The following is a 19,792-nucleotide window of genomic DNA, read 5'->3' on the forward strand; positions in this document are numbered from 1 at the left end:
GAAGCTCGGCAACCCGTATTCCCCGGCAACCCTGGTGGTTTGCTCGCTTCTCCCACAGGTGGAAGAGGGGCGATCGGTGGGCAGACGCCAGCGGCTGGCGCGCGCCCTGTTTGCCGCGCTGACCACCGCGCTGACAGCCCTGGCTTGCGCCGCCTCGCCATCCGCCCATGCCGCCCCCGACGACTGCCGCGCCGGCACGCTGTACCTGACCTTCGATACCGGCAGCATGAGCCAGGCGCAGCTGATCGCCGACGTGCTGCGCCGCCAGCGCGTGCGCGCGACCTTCTTCCTCGCCAACGAGCCGACCGTGCGCGGCGACCATTCGCTCGATCCGGGCTGGGCGCCGTACTGGAAGGCGCTGGCCGCCGACGGCCACGCGTTCGGCTCGCATACCTTCGACCATGTGTACCTGCGCAGCACGCGCGGCGGCAAGGTCGTGATGCGGCCGCAGTTCGGCCCCAAGGCCGGCCAGGACGTCGCGATGGACCAGGCCGCCTTCTGCGCCGAGCTGGACCGCAGCGCCGCGGCGCTGCAGCGGCTGGCCGGGGTCGGCATGGCGCCGCTGTGGCGCGCGCCGGGCGGCCGCACCGCGCCGCAGACGCTGGCCTGGGCGCGCCAATGCGGCTATCGCCATGTGGGCTGGGCGCAGGCCGGTTTCCTCGGCGACGAGCTCGATTCCGACCGCTATCCGAACACGGCGCTGCTGAACCGGGCGCTGCGCGACCTGCGCGACGGCGATATCGCGATGGCGCATCTGGGCATCTGGTCGCGCCGCGATCCGTGGGCGCCGGCCGTGCTGGAGCCGCTGATCGAGGGCCTGCGCCGCAAGGGCTTCTGCTTCGCCAGCGCTGCGCGAGCATCCGGACTACGGCCAAGCCAAGCCGGCCGCCATCAGGGGAGGGGCCAACTGATGCTGCAGACATTGGACGCCTGGCTCGGCGATCTCGAGGGCGCGCTGTTCCAGCACGTGGTGCTGCCGGTGGTCTACGCGCTGGGCCTCGGCGGCTATGCCGAGGACGCCTTCACCGGCACCGAATGGCTGGTGGTCGGCCTGCTGCAGCTCACGGTGATGGTGGCGCTGCTGTGGCCGCTGGAGCGGCTGCGCCCGGTCGAGCCGGTCACCGATCGCGCCGCGATCCGCACCGACATGGTCTACACGATGATCCACCGGCTCGGCCTGTTCCGGCTGGTGCTGTTCTTCACGCTCGATCCGGTGGTCGACGCGATCGAGGGGCGGCTGCACCTGGCCGGCTGGCAGCGCATCAATGTCGAGGACTGGTGGCCCGGCGTCACCAGCGAGCCGCTGGTCAGCTTCCTGGTCTATCTGCTGCTGTTCGACCTGCTCGGCTACTGGTATCACCGGCTGTCGCATACCGTGCGCTGGTGGTGGTGCCTGCATGCGGTCCACCACAGCCAGCGCCAGATGACGCTGTGGAGCGACAACCGCAACCATCTGCTCGACGACCTGCTGCGCAGCCTGGTGTTCGCGGTGACCGCGCTGGCGATCGGCGTCGAGCCGTCGCAGTTCCTGCTGCTGGTGGCGCTGTCGCAGCTGATGCAGAGCCTGCAGCATGCCAACGTGCGGCTGCATTTCGGCCGCATCGGCGAGCGCCTGCTGGTGTCGCCGCGCTTTCACCGCACCCATCATGCAATCGGCATCGGGCACGAGGCGCACGGGCAGCCGGCGCGGCTGGGCGGCTGCAACTACGGCGTGCTGTTCCCCTGGTGGGACATGCTGTTCGGCACCGCCCGCTTCGTCGACGACTACCTGCCCACCGGCATCCGCGACCAGCTGCCGCCGCCGGCCGGACGCGGGCGCGACTACGGCGCCGGCCTGCTGCAGCAGCAGTGGTACGGCATCAAGCGCTGGTTCCGGCGCGCCTAGGCTGTAGCCGCGGCCGTCTCCCCGCGGAGATCGCCGCCACGGAGTTCGCGGCCGCGAAGGTCGCTGCACGGATGTCGTCTGCGCGGACGATGCCGCTCCGACACGATGCGTTGCCGGCACGTGTGCTAGTCTGTCCCCCCCTGAATCGGCCCCGATGGCGAGCCGTTGCCGCGCCGCCGCGCGCGGCGCGCGCCGCCCGACCTGGACGGTTGACCGGGGCGTCCGACCTGATCGACTGACCCGGTCGACGGACCCGCAGCCGCTCCGTCTCCACCTTCGCATTACGCATGAACGACCTCGTCCGCTCCTTCGTCCGCGCGCTGATCAGCCAGCTGCATCCGCGCATGCTGGCGCTGACCGTGATTCCCTTCGTGCTGGCCACCGTGTTCTGGGGCGGCCTGCTGTATTTCACCTGGGATCCGGTGATGACCGCCGCGCGCGGCTTCCTCGAAAGCTCGATCTTTACCAGCTGGATCTACGGCGCGCTCGACTGGTTCGGCCTGTCGTCGCTGCGCGCGGTGGTGGCGCCGCTGTTCGTGGTCGCGCTGACGATTCCGCTGGCGGTCGCCTCGCTGCTGCTGTTCATCGGCCTGTGGTCGGTGCCTGCCGCGGTGCGCTTCCTCGAGCGCAGCTATCCGGAGCTGGCCAAGAACAAGGGCGGCAGCGTGCTGGGCAGCGTCTGGCATTCGCTGTCGAGCACCGGCGTGTTCCTGCTGCTGGTGCTGATCTCGCTGCCGCTGTGGCTGGTGCCGCCGTTCTTCGCGCTGGTCCCGCCGCTGCTGTGGGGCTGGCTGACCTATCGCGTGATGACCTACGACGCGCTGGCCGACCATGCCAGCGCCGACGAGCGCAAGGCCATCATGCGGCGCCACCGGATGCCGCTGCTGATCATCGGCGTGGTGGTCGGCCTGCTGGGCTCGGCGCCGACGCTGCTGTGGGTGTCCTCGGCGGCGATCATCTTCCTGTTTCCGTTCGTGCTGGCCGGCGCGCTGTGGCTCTACGCGCTGATCTTCATCTTTTCGGCGCTGTGGTTCGGCCATTACTGCCTGCATGCGCTCGGGCAGCTGCGCGCCGAGCGGCAGTCGGTGGCGCCGCCGCCGGCGGGGCCGGACGTCATTGAACTGGCGCCGTCTGACGTGCGCCGCATCGAATCATCCTGAAAAAGAGGGGCATCATGGGTTTCGGCCTGATCGTGATCGGCGACGAGATTCTGTCGGGACGACGCGAGGACAAGCACATGCGGCGCGCGATCGCGCTGCTGGCCGAGCGCGGACTGGCGCTGCAATGGGCCGAGTATGTCGGCGACGAGCGCGAGCGCATCACCGCGACGCTGCGCCGCACGCTGGCGGGCCCGGACGTGGTGTTCTGCACCGGCGGCATCGGCGCCACGCCCGACGACCATACGCGCCAGTGCGCGGCGGCGGCGCTGGGCGTGCCGCTGGAGCTGCATCCCGAGGCGAGGGAGCTGATCGCGCAGCGCATCGCGGAGACGGCGGGCGGCGATCCGGTCAAGGCCGATCTGTCGCTGCCGGAGAACCAGCATCGCTTCAAGATGGGCGAGTTTCCGCGCGGCGCCCGCATCATCCCCAACAGCTACAACCGGATCCCGGGCTTCTCGATCGGCCATCACCATTTCATGCCGGGCTTCCCGGTGATGGCGTGGCCGATGATGGAGTGGGTGCTGGACAACCAGTACTCGCACCTGTTCCACCAGGTGCAGCATGTCGAGCGCGCCTTCCTGGTGTTCGAGGCGCCGGAGTCGACGCTGACGCCGCTGATGGAGCAGGTCGAGACCGCCTTCCCGGGCGTGCGCGTGTTCAGCCTGCCGTCGGTCGGCGACGCGCAGCGCGGCGAGCTGTATGCGCGCCGGCATATCGACCTGGGCGTCAAGGGCGCGCCCGCCCTGGTGGAGGCCGCCTACGCAATGCTGCGCGACGGCGTGCGGGCGATGGGATTCGAGGTGGTGGAGAACGCGGGAGCGGGCGTCAGCGCGGGGTGAGATGGCGTTGCGCCACTGCGCTGCAAGATGCGGTGGGTTTGCTCCCCCTCACCCGCGTGCGGGAGAGGGGGAGAACTCACTGGCCAAGGGTCTGCGCCTTCAGTGCGCCTTCAGTGCGACCTCAGGCCCCGTGCCACGGCAGCCCGCGCACGCACCAGCCCTCGACCGTCTTGCGGTGGTGGTGCTCGTCGCGCGGGCCTTCGAAGCCTTCCAGCACATCGATCGCAAAGCGGTAGCCGGCCTCGGTGGCGACGCGGGCGGCGTGCTTGGAGCGCGCCGCGCTGCGGCACAGGAACAGCACCGGCGCGTCCTGCGGCACCTTCGCCTTCAGTTCCTCGACGAAGCGCGGATTCTGCGCGCCGCCGGGATAGCCCGACCATTCCACATGCAGCGACTGGCGCTCCGGCACATCGGGGCCGCCGACCCAGTCCAGCTCGGCCTGGGTGCGCACGTCGACCAGCACCGCGTTCGGGTCGGCCATCAGCAGATCGTAGGCTTGCTGCGGCGTCAGCGCGCCGTAGTAGGGCAGTTGGTCCTGTTGTTGCCGCGCGTTGGCGGCCTGCAGAAGCGCGTCTCGGGTGGTCATTGCAAGGGACGGTTTGGATCGATGGAAGGGCGTGACGCCGATCGCGGCCACGCCTGCTGCAAAGACCGTTATTCTACTCCGCCGGGCGCGCGGGCCGCGGCCGCAACCGCAGTGGCGGGCCGGCGAGCCGGCTCGAAAACCGGCGCTGGCGCCAGCATGGTGCTGATGGCACCATGTCGGTGCATTCGAGGGCCGCGATGCACCGGATTGGGGTTTGCGGCCGGTGCCGATGCCGCGGGCACCCGCCCCTGCGAACCGCCATCGCAGCGCGTCCGGCATCGGTCCCGGCCTTGCGCCAACGCGGTGCAACGGCGCCTTCCCGCGCCGATGCACAGATTGCGGGAACGGCTCGGCCGCGGCGCGGCGCAGGCGTCACCGCCGCGCCAAATCCGTGCGGACGTTGGCATGCTTTCTGCTAACATGCTTCGTCCTTTTGATGGCCGGTCGCCGCCGGCAGGCGGCAGCGATGCGCCCCCGGCGGCCGGCACGTGAATGGCTCCAACTGAACTCAGCCGAATTACCAGGAGATAGGCATGGCGCAGAGCGTTGCAGATGTGATGAAGCTGGTGAAGGAAAACGACGTCAAGTTCGTCGACTTCCGTTTCACCGACACCAAGGGCAAGGAGCAGCACGTGTCCGTGCCGACCTCGCACTTCGGTGACGACAAGTTCGAGAGCGGCCATGCTTTCGACGGCTCGTCCATCGCTGGCTGGAAGGGTATCGAGGCCTCGGACATGCTGCTGATGCCGGACCCGAACACCGCCCATATCGACCCGTTCTACGAAGAGCCGACGCTGGTGCTGACGTGCGACGTGATCGAGCCGTCGGACGGCAAGGGCTACGACCGCGACCCGCGTTCGATCGCCAAGCGCGCCGAAGCCTATCTGAAGAGCACCGGCCTGGGCGACACCGCCTACTTCGGTCCGGAGCCCGAGTTCTTCATCTTCGACGGCGTGACCTGGAACATCGACATGCAGGGCTGCTTCGTCAAGATCCATTCGGAAGAAGCGCCGTGGTCGTCGGCCCGTGAGTTCGAGCACGGCAACAGCGGCCACCGTCCGGGCAAGAAGGGCGGCTACTTCCCGGTCGCCCCGATCGACACCTTCCAGGACATGCGTTCGGAAATGTGCCTGATCCTGGAATCGCTGGGCATCCCCGTCGAAGTCCACCACCACGAAGTGGCCGGCCAGGGCCAGAACGAGATCGGTACCAAGTTCAGCACGCTGGTGCAGCGCGCCGACTGGACGCAGCTGCAGAAGTACGTGATCCAGAACGTCGCCCACACCTACGGCAAGACCGCGACCTTCATGCCGAAGCCGGTGGTCGGCGACAACGGCTCGGGCATGCACGTGCACCAGTCGATCTGGAAGGACGGCCAGAACCTGTTCGCGGGCAACGGCTACGCCGGCCTGTCGGAGTTCGCGCTGTACTACATCGGCGGCATCATCAAGCACGCCCGCGCGCTGAACGCGATCACCAACCCGGGTACCAACTCGTACAAGCGCCTGGTGCCGGGCTTCGAAGCCCCGGTCAAGCTGGCCTACTCGGCCCGCAACCGCTCGGCCTCGATCCGCATCCCGTACGTGGCGAACCCGAAGGGCCGCCGCATCGAGACCCGCTTCCCGGATCCGCTGATGAACCCGTACCTGGGCTTCGCCGCGCTGATGATGGCCGGCCTGGACGGCGTGCAGAACAAGATCCACCCGGGCGAGGCCGCGGACAAGAACCTGTACGACCTGCCGCCGGAAGAGGATGCAAAGATCCCGACCGTGTGCGCGAGCCTGGATCAGGCCCTCGAGTACCTGGACAAGGACCGCGAGTTCCTGACCCGCGGCGGCGTGTTCAGCAACACGATGATCGACGCCTACATCGAACTGAAGATGGAGGAAGTGACCCGCTTCCGCATGACCACCCATCCGCTCGAGTTCGAGATGTACTACTCGCTGTAAGCGCCGGCTGTCGGCGTTTGCTGTCGGCACAACGTGCTTGTTGCACCAGGAAGGGGCGGCCTCGGCTGTCCCTTTTTGTTTGGCTCGCTAGAATGGGCTTCCTCCGAACTCGATCCCCTGCCGATGCGACGCCCGTCCATGACCGCGACCCTGCCTTCGTCCCGCCTGCCGCACCGCCCCGGTGCCGAACCGGCGCCGCCACCCCGGACCGGTGCATCGGCCGCCCTGTTGCTGGGCATCGCGGCGGGTGTGGCGGCGGCGCTCGGTCCGCTGGGCGCGTCGCCGGCAGCGGCACAGTCCGCGGCGCAGTCCGCGCCGAACGGCTCGGAGATTTACGTCTGCAGCGGCCCGAAGGGTGTGCCCGAATACCGCAACGGCAACGGCGGCAAGGGCTGCAAGCGGCTGGATCTGCCCGAGGTGCTGAGCGTGCCGGTGACCCGGCAGGCGGCACGGGGTGGCGGTGGTGGCGGCGGCGGTGTCAATCCGGCCGCGATCGATGGTGCCGCCGCGGCCAACTTCCCGCGCATCGACGCGGCGACGCAGCGCCGCCGCGACGGCGAACGCCGCGCCGTGCTGGAAGAGGAGCTGCGCAGCGAGCAGGCCAAGCTGGCCGCGCTGCGCGCGCAATTCAACGAGGGCCAGCCCGAGCGGCAGGGCGACGAGCGCAACTACCAGCGCTATCTGGACCGCACCGCCGCGCTGCGGGAAGACATCGCCCGCAGCGAGGCCAATGCGGCCGCGCTGCGGCGCGAGCTGGCCAACCTGAAGGATTGAGGATCGATCGATGCGCCGCCTGATTCGCAGCGTCTCACGCAAGGTCGGCGGCGCCGACCGCGCGCCGGCCGACCAGGACACGGCGCCGGACGGCCAGCCGACGCCGACGATGCCGCCGATGGCGCCCGCGCTGGCCGCGCTCGCCGCGGGGCTGGACATGATGCCGAACCCGGTGCTGCTGGTCGCGCAGCCGGGCATGCGCATCGTCTACGCCAATCCGGCGGCCGAGGACAGCTTCGGCCTCTCGCGCAAGTCGATGCTGGAGCTGTCGCTGTCGGCGCTGTTTGGCCGCGCCGACGAGCTCGACGCGATGATCGATTCGGTGCTGGCGCGCCAGGTCGATGCACGCCGCCAGGACGTTGTCCTGCAACCGCGCTGCGCGAGCCGATGCACGCGCATGTGGTGATCGGCGGTATCGACGCGAGCCCCGGCACCGCGCTGGTCGAGGTGCTGCCCAACGAGCAGAAGGTCCGCAGCGAAAGAGAGGAACGCATCCTCGACCTGACCTCGGCCAACAAGGAACTGATCCGCAATCTGGCCCACGAGATCAAGAACCCGCTGGGCGGCATCCGCGGCGCGGCGCAGCTGCTCGAATTCGAACTGCCCGAGCGCAGCCTGCGCGAATACACCCAGGTCATCATCAAGGAATCGGACCGCCTGCAGACGCTGGTCGACCGGCTGCTCGAGCCGCACCGGCATCCGCATATCGTGCGCGAGCTCAATATCCACGAGGTGCTCGAACGCGTGCGCTCGGTGGTACTGGCCGAATTCCCCAACGGTCTCGAGATCGTGCGCGACTACGACGCGAGCCTGCCCGAGCTGTCCGGCGACATCGAGCAGCTGATCCAGGCCGTCCTCAACATCGTCCATAACGCGGCGCAGGCGCTGGCCGAGCGCATCGCGCGTGGCGATGCGCAGATCGTGCTGCGCACGCGCGTCGCGCGGCAGGTCACGATCGCCAAGCGGCTGTACAAGCTGGCATTGGACTTGCATGTGATCGACAACGGTCCGGGCATTCCCGAGGATATTCGCGAACGCATCTTCTACCCGCTGGTATCGGGCAGGGATGGCGGCAGTGGGCTCGGTCTGACACTGGCGCAGACCTTCGTGCAGCAGCACGAGGGTCTGATCGAATGCGAGAGCCGGCCCGGCTGTACCGATTTCCGCATCCTGCTGCCGCTGCGCTGAACGACCCGGGACGGCCCTGGATCGCTCCGGAAGGGGCTCCCGGCCCATGGCGCCCACGCCGGGCCGACAGCGCAGCGAAGGCGGACCTCCGAAACACCGAGCAGACAAGCGACGCACATGAAGCCGATCTGGATAGTCGACGACGATCAATCTATTCGCTGGGTCCTGGAAAAGGCCCTGGCCCGGGAGAGCCTGCTGTCCCGCAGCTTTACCAACGTGCGCGACGTCCTGTCGGCGCTCGAGGACGACGAGCCCCAGGTCCTGATCTCGGACATCCGCATGCCCGGCGGTTCGGGCCTCGACCTGCTGCAGGCGATCAAGGGCCGCCATCCGGGCCTGCCGGTGATCGTGATGACCGCCTACTCCGATCTGGACAGCGCGGTGGCGGCCTTCCAGGGCGGCGCCTTCGAATACCTGGCCAAGCCCTTCGACGTCGACAAGGCCGTCGAGCTGATCCGCCGCGCGCTGGAAGAAAGCCTGCGCGAGGAGGAGATGGACGACCGCCTGCTCGACGCGCCCGAGATCCTCGGCCAGGCGCCGGCGATGCAGGACGTGTTCCGCGCGATCGGCCGGCTGTCGCAGTCGAACGTGACGGTGCTGATCACCGGCGAGTCCGGCACCGGCAAGGAGCTGGTGGCGCGCGCGCTGCACAAGCACAGCCCGCGCGCCAACGGCCCCTTCATCGCGCTCAATACCGCGGCGATTCCGAAGGACCTGCTCGAGTCCGAACTGTTCGGCCACGAGCGCGGCGCCTTCACCGGCGCGCAGACCATGCGCCGCGGCCGCTTCGAGCAGGCCGAGGGCGGCACGCTGTTCCTCGACGAAATCGGCGACATGCCGTTCGACCTGCAGACGCGGCTGCTGCGCGTGCTGTCGGACGGCAACTTCTATCGCGTGGGCGGCCACAACCCGCTGCGCGCCAATGTGCGCGTGATCGCCGCCACCCACCAGAATCTCGAAACGCGCGTCAAGGAGGGGCTGTTCCGCGAGGACCTGTTCCACCGCCTGAACGTGATCCGGCTGCGGCTGCCGCCGCTGCGCGAACGGCCCGAGGACATCACGCTGCTGGCGCGGCATTTCCTGCAGAAGAGCGCCAAGGAACTGGGCGTCGAGCCGAAGCGGATGTCAGACGAGGCGCTGGCCTATGTCAGCACGCTGCCGTTCCCGGGGAACGTGCGGCAGCTGGAAAACCTGTGCAACTGGCTGACCGTGATGGCGCCCGCGCAGACCATCGAGGTCAAGGACCTGCCGCGCGAGATGATCGGCGGCGCGCCGGAGGGGCAGGCCGGCATGGCCAGCTACGGCGGCGCGCGCGCGGCCGAGCGCGACGCGCAGGGCGGCGATGGGGTCGAGGCGGGCGCCATGGTTGGCGCTTCGGCCGGCGGCATGGCTGGCGGGATGGCTGGCGGGATGGCTGGCGGCATGGCTGGCGGCCTGGCCGGTGCGGGTGGGTTTGCCGCCGACGGCGCGGGCACGCTCGCGGGCGAAGCGGAAGCGCCGGGCTACGGCGGCCGCCTGGCGCCGGCGGGCGGATTTGGCAACGCGGGCACCGCCGGCGTGGCGGGCTCGGCGTCGGCCGCCGCGCCCGCGCCCGGCTGGGAACACCTGCTGGCTGGCGAGGCGCGCGCGATGCTGGAGGCGGGCCAGCCCGAGGTGATGGACCTGCTCACCCGGCGCTTCGAGAAGGCGGTGCTGGAGGCCGCGCTGGGCGTCACGCGCGGCCGCCGCGTCGAGGCCGCGACGCGGCTCGGCATCGGCCGCAACACGATCACGCGCAAGCTGCAGGAGCTGGGCTTCGATTGAGCGTTGCCTGGTGACCCAAGCAAAAGGCCACGGCGCATTGCCGTGGCCTTTTTTGTTTGGCGGCGTTCCCGCGCAGGCGGGAACCGCTGGCTCGCAAACGACGCTGGATTCCCGCCTGCGCGGGAACGACAACGACGTTCGCGTCCGTGTTCAGCCCCGGCGCGCTCCGACCGTGAAGGCGAACTCGCCCAGTCCCGCCACGCCGCCGCGCACCGCGTCGCCCGGCTGCAGCTTGCCGACGCCGGCCGGCGTGCCGGTGAAGATCAGGTCGCCGGGCGCGAGCGCCACGCTCTGCGAGATATAGGCGATGACATCGGCCACCGGCCAGATCATCTCGTTGAGGTCGCCCTGCTGGCGCACCTCGCCGTTGACCTCGAGCCAGATGCGGCCCTGGGACGGATGGCCGACCGCGCTGGCCGGCTGCAGCGGCCCGCACGGACCGGACGCGTCGAAGGCCTTCGACCAGTCCCACGGCCGGCTCATCGACTTGGCGACGTCCTGCAGGTCGCGGCGCGTCAGGTCCACGCCGACGCCATAGCCCCACACATGCTCCAGCGCGCGCTCGACGGCGATGTCGGTGCCGCCCTTGCCGATCGCGACCACCATTTCGATCTCGTGGTGCAGGTTGTCCGTCAGCGGAGGGTAGGGCACGGTCCCTTGCGCGGGCACCACCGCATCGGCCGGCTTGGTGAAGAAGAACGGCGGCTCTCGGTCCGGATCCTTGCCCATCTCGCGCGCATGGGCGGCGTAGTTGCGTCCCACGCAGAACACGCGGCGGATGGGGAAGCGGGCGTTGCTGCCGGCGACGGCCACGCTGGCCTGCTCGACGGGCGGAATCACGAATTCAGTCATGGTGTGATGGAATGAAGAGGGATGCGGGGCGTTCGGCGATATCGGCGTCATCGACGAAATCGACGAAATCGACGAAATCGACGAAATCGACGAAATCGACGAAATCGGAGCCGATTGTACTGAGCAGGACTCGCAATATGAAACGAATCATTTTGGCGCTGAGCATCGAAAACTCCGATGGATGATCAGCGGGTGCGGCGCCTCCAAACCAAAATAATTTTTTGGTTAATCGGTGCGGCAACCGCTTCTTCCGTCCGCCCCCCGTCTCCACACTTGCCGTCACGGCGCGCCGTGCCTGCCTGCGTTCGCACGCGGGGCACCAGGACAGCGCTGGCATAACAAGACCAACGCCAGACCGACGGGCGAGACCCAGGAGACCCCCATGACCACCAAGCCGATCCCCAAGCCGACCGCCGCATCCCGCGCGGTATCCCGCGCCGTATCGCGCCCCACATCGCGCCCCACATCCCGCCCGCTATCCCGCCCGCTATCCCGCCCGCTATCCCGCTCGCTATCCCGCCGAACCTGGCTGCGCGCCGGCCTGCTCGCGCTGGCCGCGCCGCTGTGGGCCGCGCTCGCGCCCGCCGCCCTGGCCGCCTACCCGGACAAGCCGGTGCGCCTCGTGATTCCCTATCCGCCGGGCGGCGCCACCGACGTGATCGGCCGCATCGTCGCCGCCAGGCTCGGCGAGGCGCTGGGCCAGCAGGTCGTGGTGGAGAACCGCGGCGGCGCCGGCGGCAATATCGGCGCCGAGGCGGTGGCCAGGAGCGCGCCGGACGGCTACACGCTGCTGATGGGCGCCCTGACCTCGCATTCGACGATGGCCACGCTGGAGAAAGGGCGGCTGCGCTACGATCTGCTGAAGGACTTCGTGCCGGTAATGGTGGTCGGCTCGGTGCCGCTGGTCGTGGTGGTCAACCCGCAGTTGCCGGTCACCACGCTGCAGCAGCTGATCCAGTACGGCAAGGCCCATCCCGGCAAGCTGAACTACGCGAGCTCGGGCGCCGGCGCGCCGCAGCGCATGGCCGCCGAGATCTTCCGCAAGGAAGCCGGCATCGACATGGTGCACGTGCCGTACAAGGGCAGCGGTCCGGCGATGACCGATCTGGTTGCCGGGCAGGTCAACATGATGGTCGAGACCGTGCCGGCGGCGCAGCCCTTCATCAAGAGCGGGCAGTTGCGGCCGGTCGCGGTGGCGGCGGCCAAACGCATCTCGATGCTGCCCGACGTGCCCGCGGCCGGCGAGAGCGGCATGCCCGCGCTCGACGTCAGCTCGACCTTCGGCGTGCTGGCGCCGGCCGGCACGCCGGCGCCGGTGGTGCAGCGCCTGAACGCTGCGCTGGCGAAGATGCTGGAAATGCCGGCGGTCAAGGCGCAGTTCCTGCAGCAGGGCGTCTACGCCTTGCCCCCGACCTCGCCCGACAAGGCCGCCGAGGGCCTGCGCGACGAAGTGACCCGCTGGCAGAAGGTCATCACCGACGCCGGCATCGTGTCGGATAGTTGAGGCCCGGCGCGGGCCGCCGCGCCACGACATCCGACCCAGCCCAACGCACCCAGGCAACGACGCAAGCAACGACGCAAGCACTGACGAACGCAACGACGATGAGCACGACTCCCAACACTCGGGCAACGCCCAAGGCGCCCGCTACGACCGCTACGCCCGCATCCGGCGATGACAGCCAGCGCGATACCACCGATAGCTCAAGCGCTACCCGGCCCGACACGGGCCTGCGCAAGGGCCTGACCAACTACGGCGATCAGGGCTTCTCGCTGTTCCTGCGCAAGGCCTTCATCAAGGGCTCGGGCTATACCGATGCCGCGCTCGACCGGCCGGTGATCGGCATCGCCGATACCGGCAGTGCCTTCAATCCCTGCCACGGCAACATGCCGCAGCTGATCGAGGCCGTGAAGCGCGGCATCCTGCTGGCCGGGGGGCTGCCGATGCCGTTTCCGACCATCTCGATCCACGAGAGCTTCGCCGCGCCGACCAGCATGGTGCTGCGCAACCTGATGTCGATGGATACCGAGGAAATGATCCGCGCGCAGCCGATGGACGCGGTGGTGCTGATCGGCGGCTGCGACAAGACCGTGCCCGCGCAGCTGATGGGCGCGGCGTCGGCGGGCGTGCCGGCGATCCAGCTGGTGACCGGCGCGATGCTGACCGGCTCGCATCGCGGCGAGCGGGTGGGGGCCTGTACCGATTGCCGCCGCTACTGGGGCAAGTTCCGCGCGGGCGAGATCGACGCGCACGAGACCGCGCAGGTCAACGACCAGCTGGTGGCCAGCGTCGGCACCTGTTCGGTGATGGGCACCGCCAGCACGATGGCCTGCCTGACCGAGGCGATGGGCATGAGCCTGCCCGGCGCCGCCACGCCGCCGGCCGTCACCGCCGACCGCATCCGCATCGCCGAACTGACCGGCACGCGCGCGGTGGCGATGGCGCGCGAGCGGCTGACCATCGACAAGGTGCTGACGCCGGCCGCGTTCGAGAACGCGATGCGCGTGCTGCTGGCGATCGGCGGTTCGACCAACGGCATCGTGCATCTGGCCGCGATCGCGGGGCGCATGGGGCTGGACATCGACATGCAGGCGCTGGACCGCATGGGCCGCGAAACGCCGGTGCTGCTCGACCTGAAGCCCAGCGGCCAGCACTACATGGAGGACTTCCACAAGGCCGGCGGCATGGCCACGCTGCTGCGCGAGCTGCGGCCGCTGCTGCGGCTGGACGCGCTGACCGTGACGGGACGCACGCTGGGCGAGGAGCTCGACGCCGCCGGTCCCGGCTTCGCGCAGGACGTGGTGCGCCCGATCGCCGATCCGATCTATCCGCAGGGCGGCATCGCCGTGCTGGGCGGCAACCTGGCGCCGGGCGGCGCGATCATCAAGCAGTCCGCCGCCGACGCTGCGCTGATGGAGCACGAGGGCCGCGCGGTGGTGTTCGAGAACTCGCAGGACCTGGTCGAGCGCATCGACAGCGACGATCTCGACGTCCATGCCGACGATGTGCTGGTGCTGAAGAACATCGGTCCGAAGGGCGCGCCCGGCATGCCGGAGGCGGGCTATATCCCGATCCCGCGCAAGCTGGCGCGCGCCGGCGTCAAGGACATGGTGCGCATCTCGGATGGGCGCATGAGCGGCACCGCGTTCGGCACCGTGGTGCTGCATGTCACGCCCGAGGCCGCGGTGGGGGGGACCGCTGGCCCATGTGCGCACCGGCGACCGCATTCGCCTGAGCGTCAGCCGCCGCGAGCTGAGCCTGCTGGTGGCGGACGACGAGCTGGAGCGGCGCCGTGCGGCCAATCCGGTGCGCGAGCCCAGCGCGCCGCGCGGCTATCTGAAGCTGTTCCTGCAGACGGTGACGCAGGCCGACCGGGGCGTCGACTTCGACTTCCTGCGCGCCGCCGAAACACGCGGCAAGACGCCGCAAGCGCCTGAGTAGATTGCAGGTCGATAGAAGTCGCCGCGGCTCGGGCGGCGCTGGGCTGCCCTTGGCGTTCCCCTTGGCGCCGCCATGGAGCGCCACCCTTAGCGTCTCGTTAGCGCACCCTTAGCGCACCGTGAGCGCACCGTGAGCGCACCGTTAGCGCCCCTTAGCGCTGCCCGGTCGCGCTCGCCGCATGCTCGAGCAGCGTGCGCGACAGCGCGCCATGCGCGGCGTGCGGCGACCACAGCAGCCCCACCTGCCGCACCGGCGCCCGACCCGGCAGCGGAATGCGCGCGATGCGGATCCCTTCGGGCCAGGGCGGCGTCCAGTCCGGCACCAGCGACACGCCGATGCCCTGGTGCACCATCGTCGCGATCGCGTTCAGCGCGTCGATCTCGAGCCGCTCGTGCGGCACGATGTTGTGCTCGTGCAGATAGCGGTCGGCCACCATGCCGCCCCACATGCCGCGGTCGTAGCGGATGAAGGGCTCGGTGGCGAGCAGCTCGTGCGCGCCGCGGTGGGCCATCGATTCGGGCGCCAGCACGATGAACGGTTCGCGCACCAGCACGTGCCACTCGAATGCCTTCGGGATCGCGAACTGCGGCGCCACGATGATGCCGGCATCGAGATCGCCGCCGACGATGCGGCGATACAGGTGCGACGACGAGCCCGGTTCGACGAAGATCTTCAGCCGCGGATGCGCGGCGTAGACCCGCTTGAGGATCGGCGGCAGCAGCCCCGTCAGCGCCGACGTCGATACGCCCAGCCGCAGCTCGCCCAGCAGGCTGTCGTCGTGCGCCACCGCGTTCAGGTCCCGCACATCGCGCACCACCGCGCGCGCCTTCGGCAGGATGCGCAGCCCGCCCTGGGTCGGCACCACGGTGCGGCCGGCGCGCTGCACCAGCGGCGTATCCAGCGATTCTTCCAGCGCCTTGACGCGCGCCGCGATGGCGGCCGGCGTCAGGCCCAGGCGACGCGCCGCTTCGGCGAACGAGCCGTGCTCGACCACGGCGACGAAACTCTGCAGGTAGCGGATGTCCACGGCGGGGGAGGCCTCTTGTTGTCGTAGGGAGTCGTACGGAGCGCAGCGGGACGCAGCAGGATGCAGCGGGACGCAGCAGGGCGCAGCGGGGCGTAGCGGCGCAGATGTTAGCAAAGCGCGTTCGGGATGCCGTGCTGTTCGGCTGCGTTGCAACCCAAAAAACTTTATCGTTTGAAGCAGCCGTTCGATGCTGTTTTCGCGGGTTGGCGGTTCCTAGAATGGCCCCATTCCTTGATCGCCATTCGTCGAGCCCGATCCATCGGGCCAGCCGCCCAGGCGCCCATCCCCGGAGACAGCCATGACCCAGTCCGCCCGCCCGCGCGGCGTCTTTTCCCCCGTGCTGACGCCGTTCACCGCCGGCTATGCGCCCGACGCGCGGCGTTTCGTGCGGCATTGCCGCTGGCTGATCGAGCAGGGCGTCGGGCTGGCCGTGTTCGGCACCAACTCCGAGGCCAATTCGCTGTCGCTGGACGAGAAGCGCGGCCTGCTGGACCGCCTGCTGGACGCGGGCATTCCGCCGGATCGCCTGATGCCCGGCACCGGCGCCTGCGCGCTGCCGGATGCCATCGCGCTGACCCGCCATGCGGTCGCCGCCGGCTGCGCGGGCGTGCTGATGCTGCCGCCGTTCTACTACAAGGGCGTCAGCGACGATGGCCTGTTCCGCGCGTTTGCCGAGGTCATCGAGGCGGTCGGTGGCACGGCCGGCGAGGCGGCCGACGAGACGGCCCGCAATGCGCGCCTGCGCGTCTACCTGTACCACATCCCCGCGGTCAGCCAGGTGCCACTGGGCCTGGACCTGATCGACCGGCTGCTGACCGCCTATCCCGGCATCGTCGCCGGCATCAAGGACAGCTCCGGCGATCTCGCCAACACGCGTGCCATGATCGAACGCTTCGGCGCGCGCGGCTTCGATGTCTTCGCCGGTACCGAAGCGATCCTGCTGGAGACCATGCGCGCGGGTGGGGCCGGCTGCATCACGGCCACCGGCAACGTCAATCCCGCGCCGATCGTCGACCTGTACGCCAACTGGCAGGCGCCCGATGCCGATGCGCGGCAGGCCGCGCTGAACCGCACGCGCGCGGCCTTCCAGCAGTTCCCGATGATCGCCGCGATGAAGGAGGCGATCGCGGTGCAGAGCGCCGACGCCGGCTGGCGCACGGTGCGGCCGCCGCTGACCGAGCTGCAGGAAGGACAGCGCGCGCTGCTGGGCCAGGCGCTCGATGCGCTGGGCTTCGCGATGCCGGGGGCGGAACGCCTCGCGGCTTGATGGCATCCGCATCTCGGCACCGACCGGGGTACCGAACCGGGCTTCGGTGCGGGCTCCGACGCGGGTATGCCACGGCATGCCAGAAACCCGCACGACAACATACAACGACACCCCAGGAGACGACCATGACCTTCACCAACCAGCCATGCCGGCCATCCCGGCGCATCGCCGGCCTTCGCCACGCCCTGTACGCCCGAGCGGCCGGATTGGCCGCGACGGCCCTGATGTCCCTGATGGCCCTTGCGGCCGGCCCCGCCGCGGCCGCCACCGACGCCTTCCCAGCAAGCCGATCCGCGTGGTGGTCGGCTTCGCGCCCGGCGGCGGCGCGGACATCGTCGCGCGCCAGCTCGGCGCGCAGCTGTCGAAACAGATGGGACAGTCGGTGGTCGTCGAGAACCGGCCCGGCGCGACCGGCACCATCGCCGCGTCGAACGTCGCGCAGTCGCCGGCGGACGGCTATTCGATGATGCTGGCCTCGCAGTCGACCATGGTGATCGCGCCCAGCATGTACGCGAAGCTGCCGTTCGATCCGCTGAAGGACTTCATGCCGGTGACGCAGGTGGTATCGATGCCGCTGGTGATGGTGGTCAATCCATCGGTGCCCGCCACCACGGTCAAGGAGGTGGCCGAGCTGGTGCGCGCCGGCAAGCTGACCAGCTACGCGTCGTCCGGACCCGGCGGCCCGCAGCATATCGCCGGGGAACTGTTCAACACCATGAGCGGCATCAAGCTGACGCACGTGCCTTACAAGGGCGAGTCCGCCGCGCTGACCGATGTGATCGCCGGCAATGTGCCGGTGATGTTCGCCAACGTGCCGGTGGCGGCGCCGTTCATCAAGTCGGGCAAGCTGAAGGCGATCGCGGTCTCCAGCCTGGCCCGCGCCCCGAGCCTGCCACAGGTGCCGACGGTGGCCGAAGCGGGGCTGAAGGATTTCGAGGTGCTGACCTGGTACGGCTTGTTCCTGCCCGCCAGCACGCCGCGCCCGATCGCCGCGCGCATCAGCGACGAGGTCGCGCAGGCGCTGAAGGAGCCGGGCCTCCGCGCCAAGTTCGCCGAGCAGGGCCTGAACATCCTGGGCACCAATCCCGAGCAGTTCGGCAGGTTCATGACGGGCGAAGTCCCGAAATGGGCGGCGGTGGTGAAGGCGTCAAATATCCGGCCGGAATAAGCCCGACTCCGCCTTCGCGCCGAAGCGACGAACGCCGAAACGCCGAAACGCCGAAACGCCGAAACGCCGAACGCGGGTGTCTATCCCAATCCCATTTCTCTGACACGCAACACGGAAACAAGCGCCGTATGGAAGCTCGCCACGACAAGACCCTGCTGGGCCCCTGCATCCGCCTGCATCCCGCCGACAACGTGCTGGTCGCGCGCAAGGATGTCGGCATCGGCGCGCAGGTGCCGGGCCAGCCCTGGACCACGCGCGGCCAGGTGCCGGCCGGCCACAAGATCGCCGCGCGGGCAATCCGCGCCGGCGAGCCGATCGTCAAGTACAACGTCTGCATCGGCTTCGCCGCGACCGACATCGCGCCGGGCAGCTACGTGCATTCGCACAACGTCAGCTTCCAGGAGTACGAGCGCGACTACGCCTATGGCCGCGACTATGTACCGGTGGAGCGCGTGCCGGCGTCGCGCCAGGCGATGTTCGACGGCATCGTGCGGGCCGATGGCCGCGTGGGAACGCGCAACTACGTCGGCATCCTGTCGACCGTCAATTGCTCGGCCACCGTGGTGCGCAAGATCGCCGAGTGGTTCACGCCCGAGCGGCTGGCCGACTATCCGAATGTCGACGGCGTGGTGGCCTTCAGCCATTCGCTCGGCTGCGGCATGGAGATGACCGGCGAGCCGATGGACCTGCTGCGGCGGACCATGGCGGGCTACGCGCGGCACGCCAACCTCGGCGGCGCGCTGATCGTCGGGCTGGGCTGCGAACGCAACCAGCTCAAGGGCCTGCTGGAGACGCAGTCGCTGCAGGATGGCCCTGCTGCGCACCTTCGTGATGCAGGACAGCGGCGGCACGCGCAAGACCATCGAGGCGGGCATCGCGGCGGTGCAGGCGCTGCTGCCCGAGGCCAACCGCGTCGAGCGCCGGCCGGTGCCGGCCAGCCACCTGACGGTCGGCCTGCAGTGCGGCGGCTCGGACGGCTTCTCGTCGATCACCGCCAATCCGGCGCTGGGCGCCGCGGTGGACCTGCTGGTGCGCCACGGCGGCACCGCGATCCTGTCGGAGACGCCGGAGATCTACGGCGTCGAACACACGCTGACGCGGCGCGCGGTCAGCCGCGCGGTCGGCGAGAAGCTGGTCGAGCGGATCCGCTGGTGGAAGGACGAGTATTCGGTCGGACGCGATGTGCAGATCAACGGGCAGGTCAGCCCCGGCAACCAGATGGGCGGGCTGGCCAACATCTTCGGAAGTCGCTGGGCTCGTCGATGAAGGGCGGCACCGGGCCGCTGATGGCGGTCTACCGCTATGCCGAGCCGGTGACCGAACATGGCCTGGTCTTCATGGATACGCCGGGCTACGACCCGGTCTCGGCCACCGGCCAGATCGCCGGCGGCGCCAACCTGATCGCGTTCACCACCGGGCGCGGCTCGATGTTCGGCGCCAAGCCGGTGCCCAGCGTCAAGCTGGCCACCAACTCGCCGATGTACCGCCGGCTGGAGGAGGACATGGACCTGAACTGCGGCACCATCCTCGATGGCGAGAAGACCATCGAGCAGGTCGGCGAGGAGATCTTCCAGCTGATGCTGCGCACCGCGTCGGGGCAGCGCTCGAAGAGCGAGCTGCTGGGGCTGGGCGACAACGAGTTCGTGCCCTGGCATATCGGCATCATGAGTTGATGTCGGGGGCCGGTGTCGGTGTCAGTGTCAGCACCGGCACCGGCACCGGCCCCGCACCTGCACCCGCACCTGCACCCGCACCTGCACCCGCACCTGCACCCGCACCCGCACCTGCACCCGCACCGGGGCCGGCACCGTGCCGGGTCGGGCGGCGGTGGGGTAGTGCGGTAGTGCGGCGGTGC

Annotated in this window: 13 protein-coding genes and 4 pseudogenes; 13 read left to right on the forward strand and 4 right to left on the reverse strand. The window is 69.5% G+C overall.

Going from position 1 to position 19,792, the window contains the following annotated elements:
• Positions 1–106 precede the first annotated feature (106 nt).
• The 4 genes and pseudogenes from OJJOAM_RS15525 (at position 107) to OJJOAM_RS15540 (ending at position 3,884) form a co-directional block, all read left to right on the forward strand.
• Positions 107–911: pseudogene (locus OJJOAM_RS15525) on the forward strand (polysaccharide deacetylase family protein).
• On the forward strand, positions 911–1,885 hold the full coding sequence (locus OJJOAM_RS15530; RefSeq protein WP_422648456.1) for a sterol desaturase family protein: 975 nt from the start codon (positions 911–913) through the stop codon (positions 1,883–1,885). Before OJJOAM_RS15525 ends, OJJOAM_RS15530 begins: the two are co-directional and overlap by 1 nt.
• Before the next feature lie 287 nt (positions 1,886–2,172).
• The gene (locus OJJOAM_RS15535; protein WP_422648457.1) at positions 2,173–3,045 is read left to right on the forward strand and encodes an EI24 domain-containing protein; all 873 of its coding nucleotides are present in this window, start codon (positions 2,173–2,175) and stop codon (positions 3,043–3,045) included.
• A gap of 14 nt (positions 3,046–3,059) precedes the next feature.
• A complete protein-coding gene (locus tag OJJOAM_RS15540) occupies positions 3,060–3,884 on the forward strand; it encodes a competence/damage-inducible protein A (RefSeq protein ID WP_422648458.1) in 825 nt (274 codons plus the stop codon).
• Positions 3,885–4,005: 121 nt separating this feature from the next.
• On the opposite strand, the gene OJJOAM_RS15545 is transcribed toward OJJOAM_RS15540, so the two are convergent.
• Positions 4,006–4,470: a rhodanese-like domain-containing protein gene (locus OJJOAM_RS15545; protein WP_422648459.1), complete on the reverse strand. Its 465-nt coding sequence runs from the start codon at positions 4,468–4,470 to the stop codon at positions 4,006–4,008.
• 533 nt (positions 4,471–5,003) lie between these two features.
• Here OJJOAM_RS15545 and OJJOAM_RS15550 point away from each other — a divergent pair.
• The 4 genes and pseudogenes from OJJOAM_RS15550 to ntrC all read left to right on the forward strand — a co-directional run bounded on the left by OJJOAM_RS15550 (position 5,004) and on the right by ntrC (position 10,184).
• A complete protein-coding gene (locus OJJOAM_RS15550) occupies positions 5,004–6,419 on the forward strand; it encodes a 3-hydroxylaminophenol mutase (RefSeq protein ID WP_422648460.1) in 1,416 nt (471 codons plus the stop codon).
• 138 nt (positions 6,420–6,557) lie between these two features.
• The gene (locus OJJOAM_RS15555; protein WP_422648461.1) at positions 6,558–7,193 is read left to right on the forward strand and encodes a DUF4124 domain-containing protein; all 636 of its coding nucleotides are present in this window, start codon (positions 6,558–6,560) and stop codon (positions 7,191–7,193) included.
• A gap of 10 nt (positions 7,194–7,203) precedes the next feature.
• Positions 7,204–8,381: pseudogene (glnL, locus tag OJJOAM_RS15560) on the forward strand (nitrogen regulation protein NR(II)).
• 117 nt (positions 8,382–8,498) lie between these two features.
• On the forward strand, positions 8,499–10,184 hold the full coding sequence (gene ntrC / locus OJJOAM_RS15565) for a nitrogen regulation protein NR(I) (RefSeq protein ID WP_422648462.1): 1,686 nt from the start codon (positions 8,499–8,501) through the stop codon (positions 10,182–10,184).
• A gap of 150 nt (positions 10,185–10,334) precedes the next feature.
• Here ntrC and OJJOAM_RS15570 read toward each other — a convergent pair whose 3' ends face one another.
• Positions 10,335–11,036 carry a fumarylacetoacetate hydrolase family protein gene (locus tag OJJOAM_RS15570; RefSeq protein WP_422648463.1) on the reverse strand — a complete coding sequence of 234 codons (702 nt, stop codon included), beginning with the start codon at positions 11,034–11,036 and terminating at the stop codon, positions 10,335–10,337.
• Positions 11,029–11,373 carry a hypothetical protein gene (locus tag OJJOAM_RS15575; RefSeq protein ID WP_422648464.1) on the reverse strand — a complete coding sequence of 115 codons (345 nt, stop codon included), beginning with the start codon at positions 11,371–11,373 and terminating at the stop codon, positions 11,029–11,031. Before OJJOAM_RS15575 ends, OJJOAM_RS15570 begins: the two co-directional genes overlap by 8 nt.
• A 45-nt stretch (positions 11,374–11,418) precedes the next feature.
• Between OJJOAM_RS15575 and OJJOAM_RS15580 the strand changes: the two genes are divergently transcribed.
• Together OJJOAM_RS15580 and OJJOAM_RS15585 are read left to right on the forward strand one after the other, a co-directional pair.
• A complete protein-coding gene (locus OJJOAM_RS15580; protein WP_422648465.1) occupies positions 11,419–12,540 on the forward strand; it encodes a Bug family tripartite tricarboxylate transporter substrate binding protein in 1,122 nt (373 codons plus the stop codon).
• A gap of 98 nt (positions 12,541–12,638) precedes the next feature.
• Positions 12,639–14,475, forward strand: a pseudogene (locus tag OJJOAM_RS15585) (IlvD/Edd family dehydratase).
• 151 nt (positions 14,476–14,626) lie between these two features.
• Here the strand turns inward: OJJOAM_RS15585 and OJJOAM_RS15590 are convergent.
• Positions 14,627–15,502, reverse strand: coding sequence for a LysR family transcriptional regulator (locus tag OJJOAM_RS15590; protein WP_422648466.1), 876 nt, complete (start codon positions 15,500–15,502; stop codon positions 14,627–14,629).
• A 298-nt stretch (positions 15,503–15,800) separates the two neighbouring features.
• On the opposite strand from OJJOAM_RS15590, the gene OJJOAM_RS15595 reads away from it, so the two are divergent.
• From OJJOAM_RS15595 to OJJOAM_RS15605, 3 genes and pseudogenes are all read left to right on the forward strand, one after another.
• Positions 15,801–16,769: a dihydrodipicolinate synthase family protein gene (locus OJJOAM_RS15595; protein ID WP_422648467.1), complete on the forward strand. Its 969-nt coding sequence runs from the start codon at positions 15,801–15,803 to the stop codon at positions 16,767–16,769.
• 295 nt (positions 16,770–17,064) lie between these two features.
• Positions 17,065–17,937: a tripartite tricarboxylate transporter substrate binding protein gene (locus tag OJJOAM_RS15600; protein WP_422648468.1), complete on the forward strand. Its 873-nt coding sequence runs from the start codon at positions 17,065–17,067 to the stop codon at positions 17,935–17,937.
• A gap of 128 nt (positions 17,938–18,065) precedes the next feature.
• Positions 18,066–19,610, forward strand: a pseudogene (locus OJJOAM_RS15605) (UxaA family hydrolase).
• The last annotated feature ends 182 nt before the right edge of the window (positions 19,611–19,792 follow it).

This window comes from Cupriavidus sp. H18C1, from assembly GCF_049311595.1.
GTDB classification, from domain to species: Bacteria; Pseudomonadota; Gammaproteobacteria; order Burkholderiales; family Burkholderiaceae; genus Cupriavidus; species Cupriavidus cauae.

What these genes read in the sequence shown, in the direction of transcription:
- OJJOAM_RS15570 (WP_422648463.1), bottom strand. Translation starts at nt 11,036, where the DNA reads ATGACTGAATTCGTGATTCCGCCCGTCGAGCAGGCCAGCGTGGCCGTC.
- OJJOAM_RS15530 (WP_422648456.1), top strand. Translation starts at nt 911, where the DNA reads ATGCTGCAGACATTGGACGCCTGGCTCGGCGATCTCGAGGGCGCGCTG.
- OJJOAM_RS15575 (WP_422648464.1), bottom strand. Translation starts at nt 11,373, where the DNA reads ATGCCAGCGCTGTCCTGGTGCCCCGCGTGCGAACGCAGGCAGGCACGG.
- ntrC (WP_422648462.1), top strand. Translation starts at nt 8,499, where the DNA reads ATGAAGCCGATCTGGATAGTCGACGACGATCAATCTATTCGCTGGGTC.
- OJJOAM_RS15595 (WP_422648467.1), top strand. Translation starts at nt 15,801, where the DNA reads ATGACCCAGTCCGCCCGCCCGCGCGGCGTCTTTTCCCCCGTGCTGACG.
- OJJOAM_RS15545 (WP_422648459.1), bottom strand. Translation starts at nt 4,470, where the DNA reads ATGACCACCCGAGACGCGCTTCTGCAGGCCGCCAACGCGCGGCAACAA.
- OJJOAM_RS15550 (WP_422648460.1), top strand. Translation starts at nt 5,004, where the DNA reads ATGGCGCAGAGCGTTGCAGATGTGATGAAGCTGGTGAAGGAAAACGAC.
- OJJOAM_RS15535 (WP_422648457.1), top strand. Translation starts at nt 2,173, where the DNA reads ATGAACGACCTCGTCCGCTCCTTCGTCCGCGCGCTGATCAGCCAGCTG.
- OJJOAM_RS15555 (WP_422648461.1), top strand. Translation starts at nt 6,558, where the DNA reads ATGACCGCGACCCTGCCTTCGTCCCGCCTGCCGCACCGCCCCGGTGCC.
- OJJOAM_RS15540 (WP_422648458.1), top strand. Translation starts at nt 3,060, where the DNA reads ATGGGTTTCGGCCTGATCGTGATCGGCGACGAGATTCTGTCGGGACGA.
- OJJOAM_RS15580 (WP_422648465.1), top strand. Translation starts at nt 11,419, where the DNA reads ATGACCACCAAGCCGATCCCCAAGCCGACCGCCGCATCCCGCGCGGTA.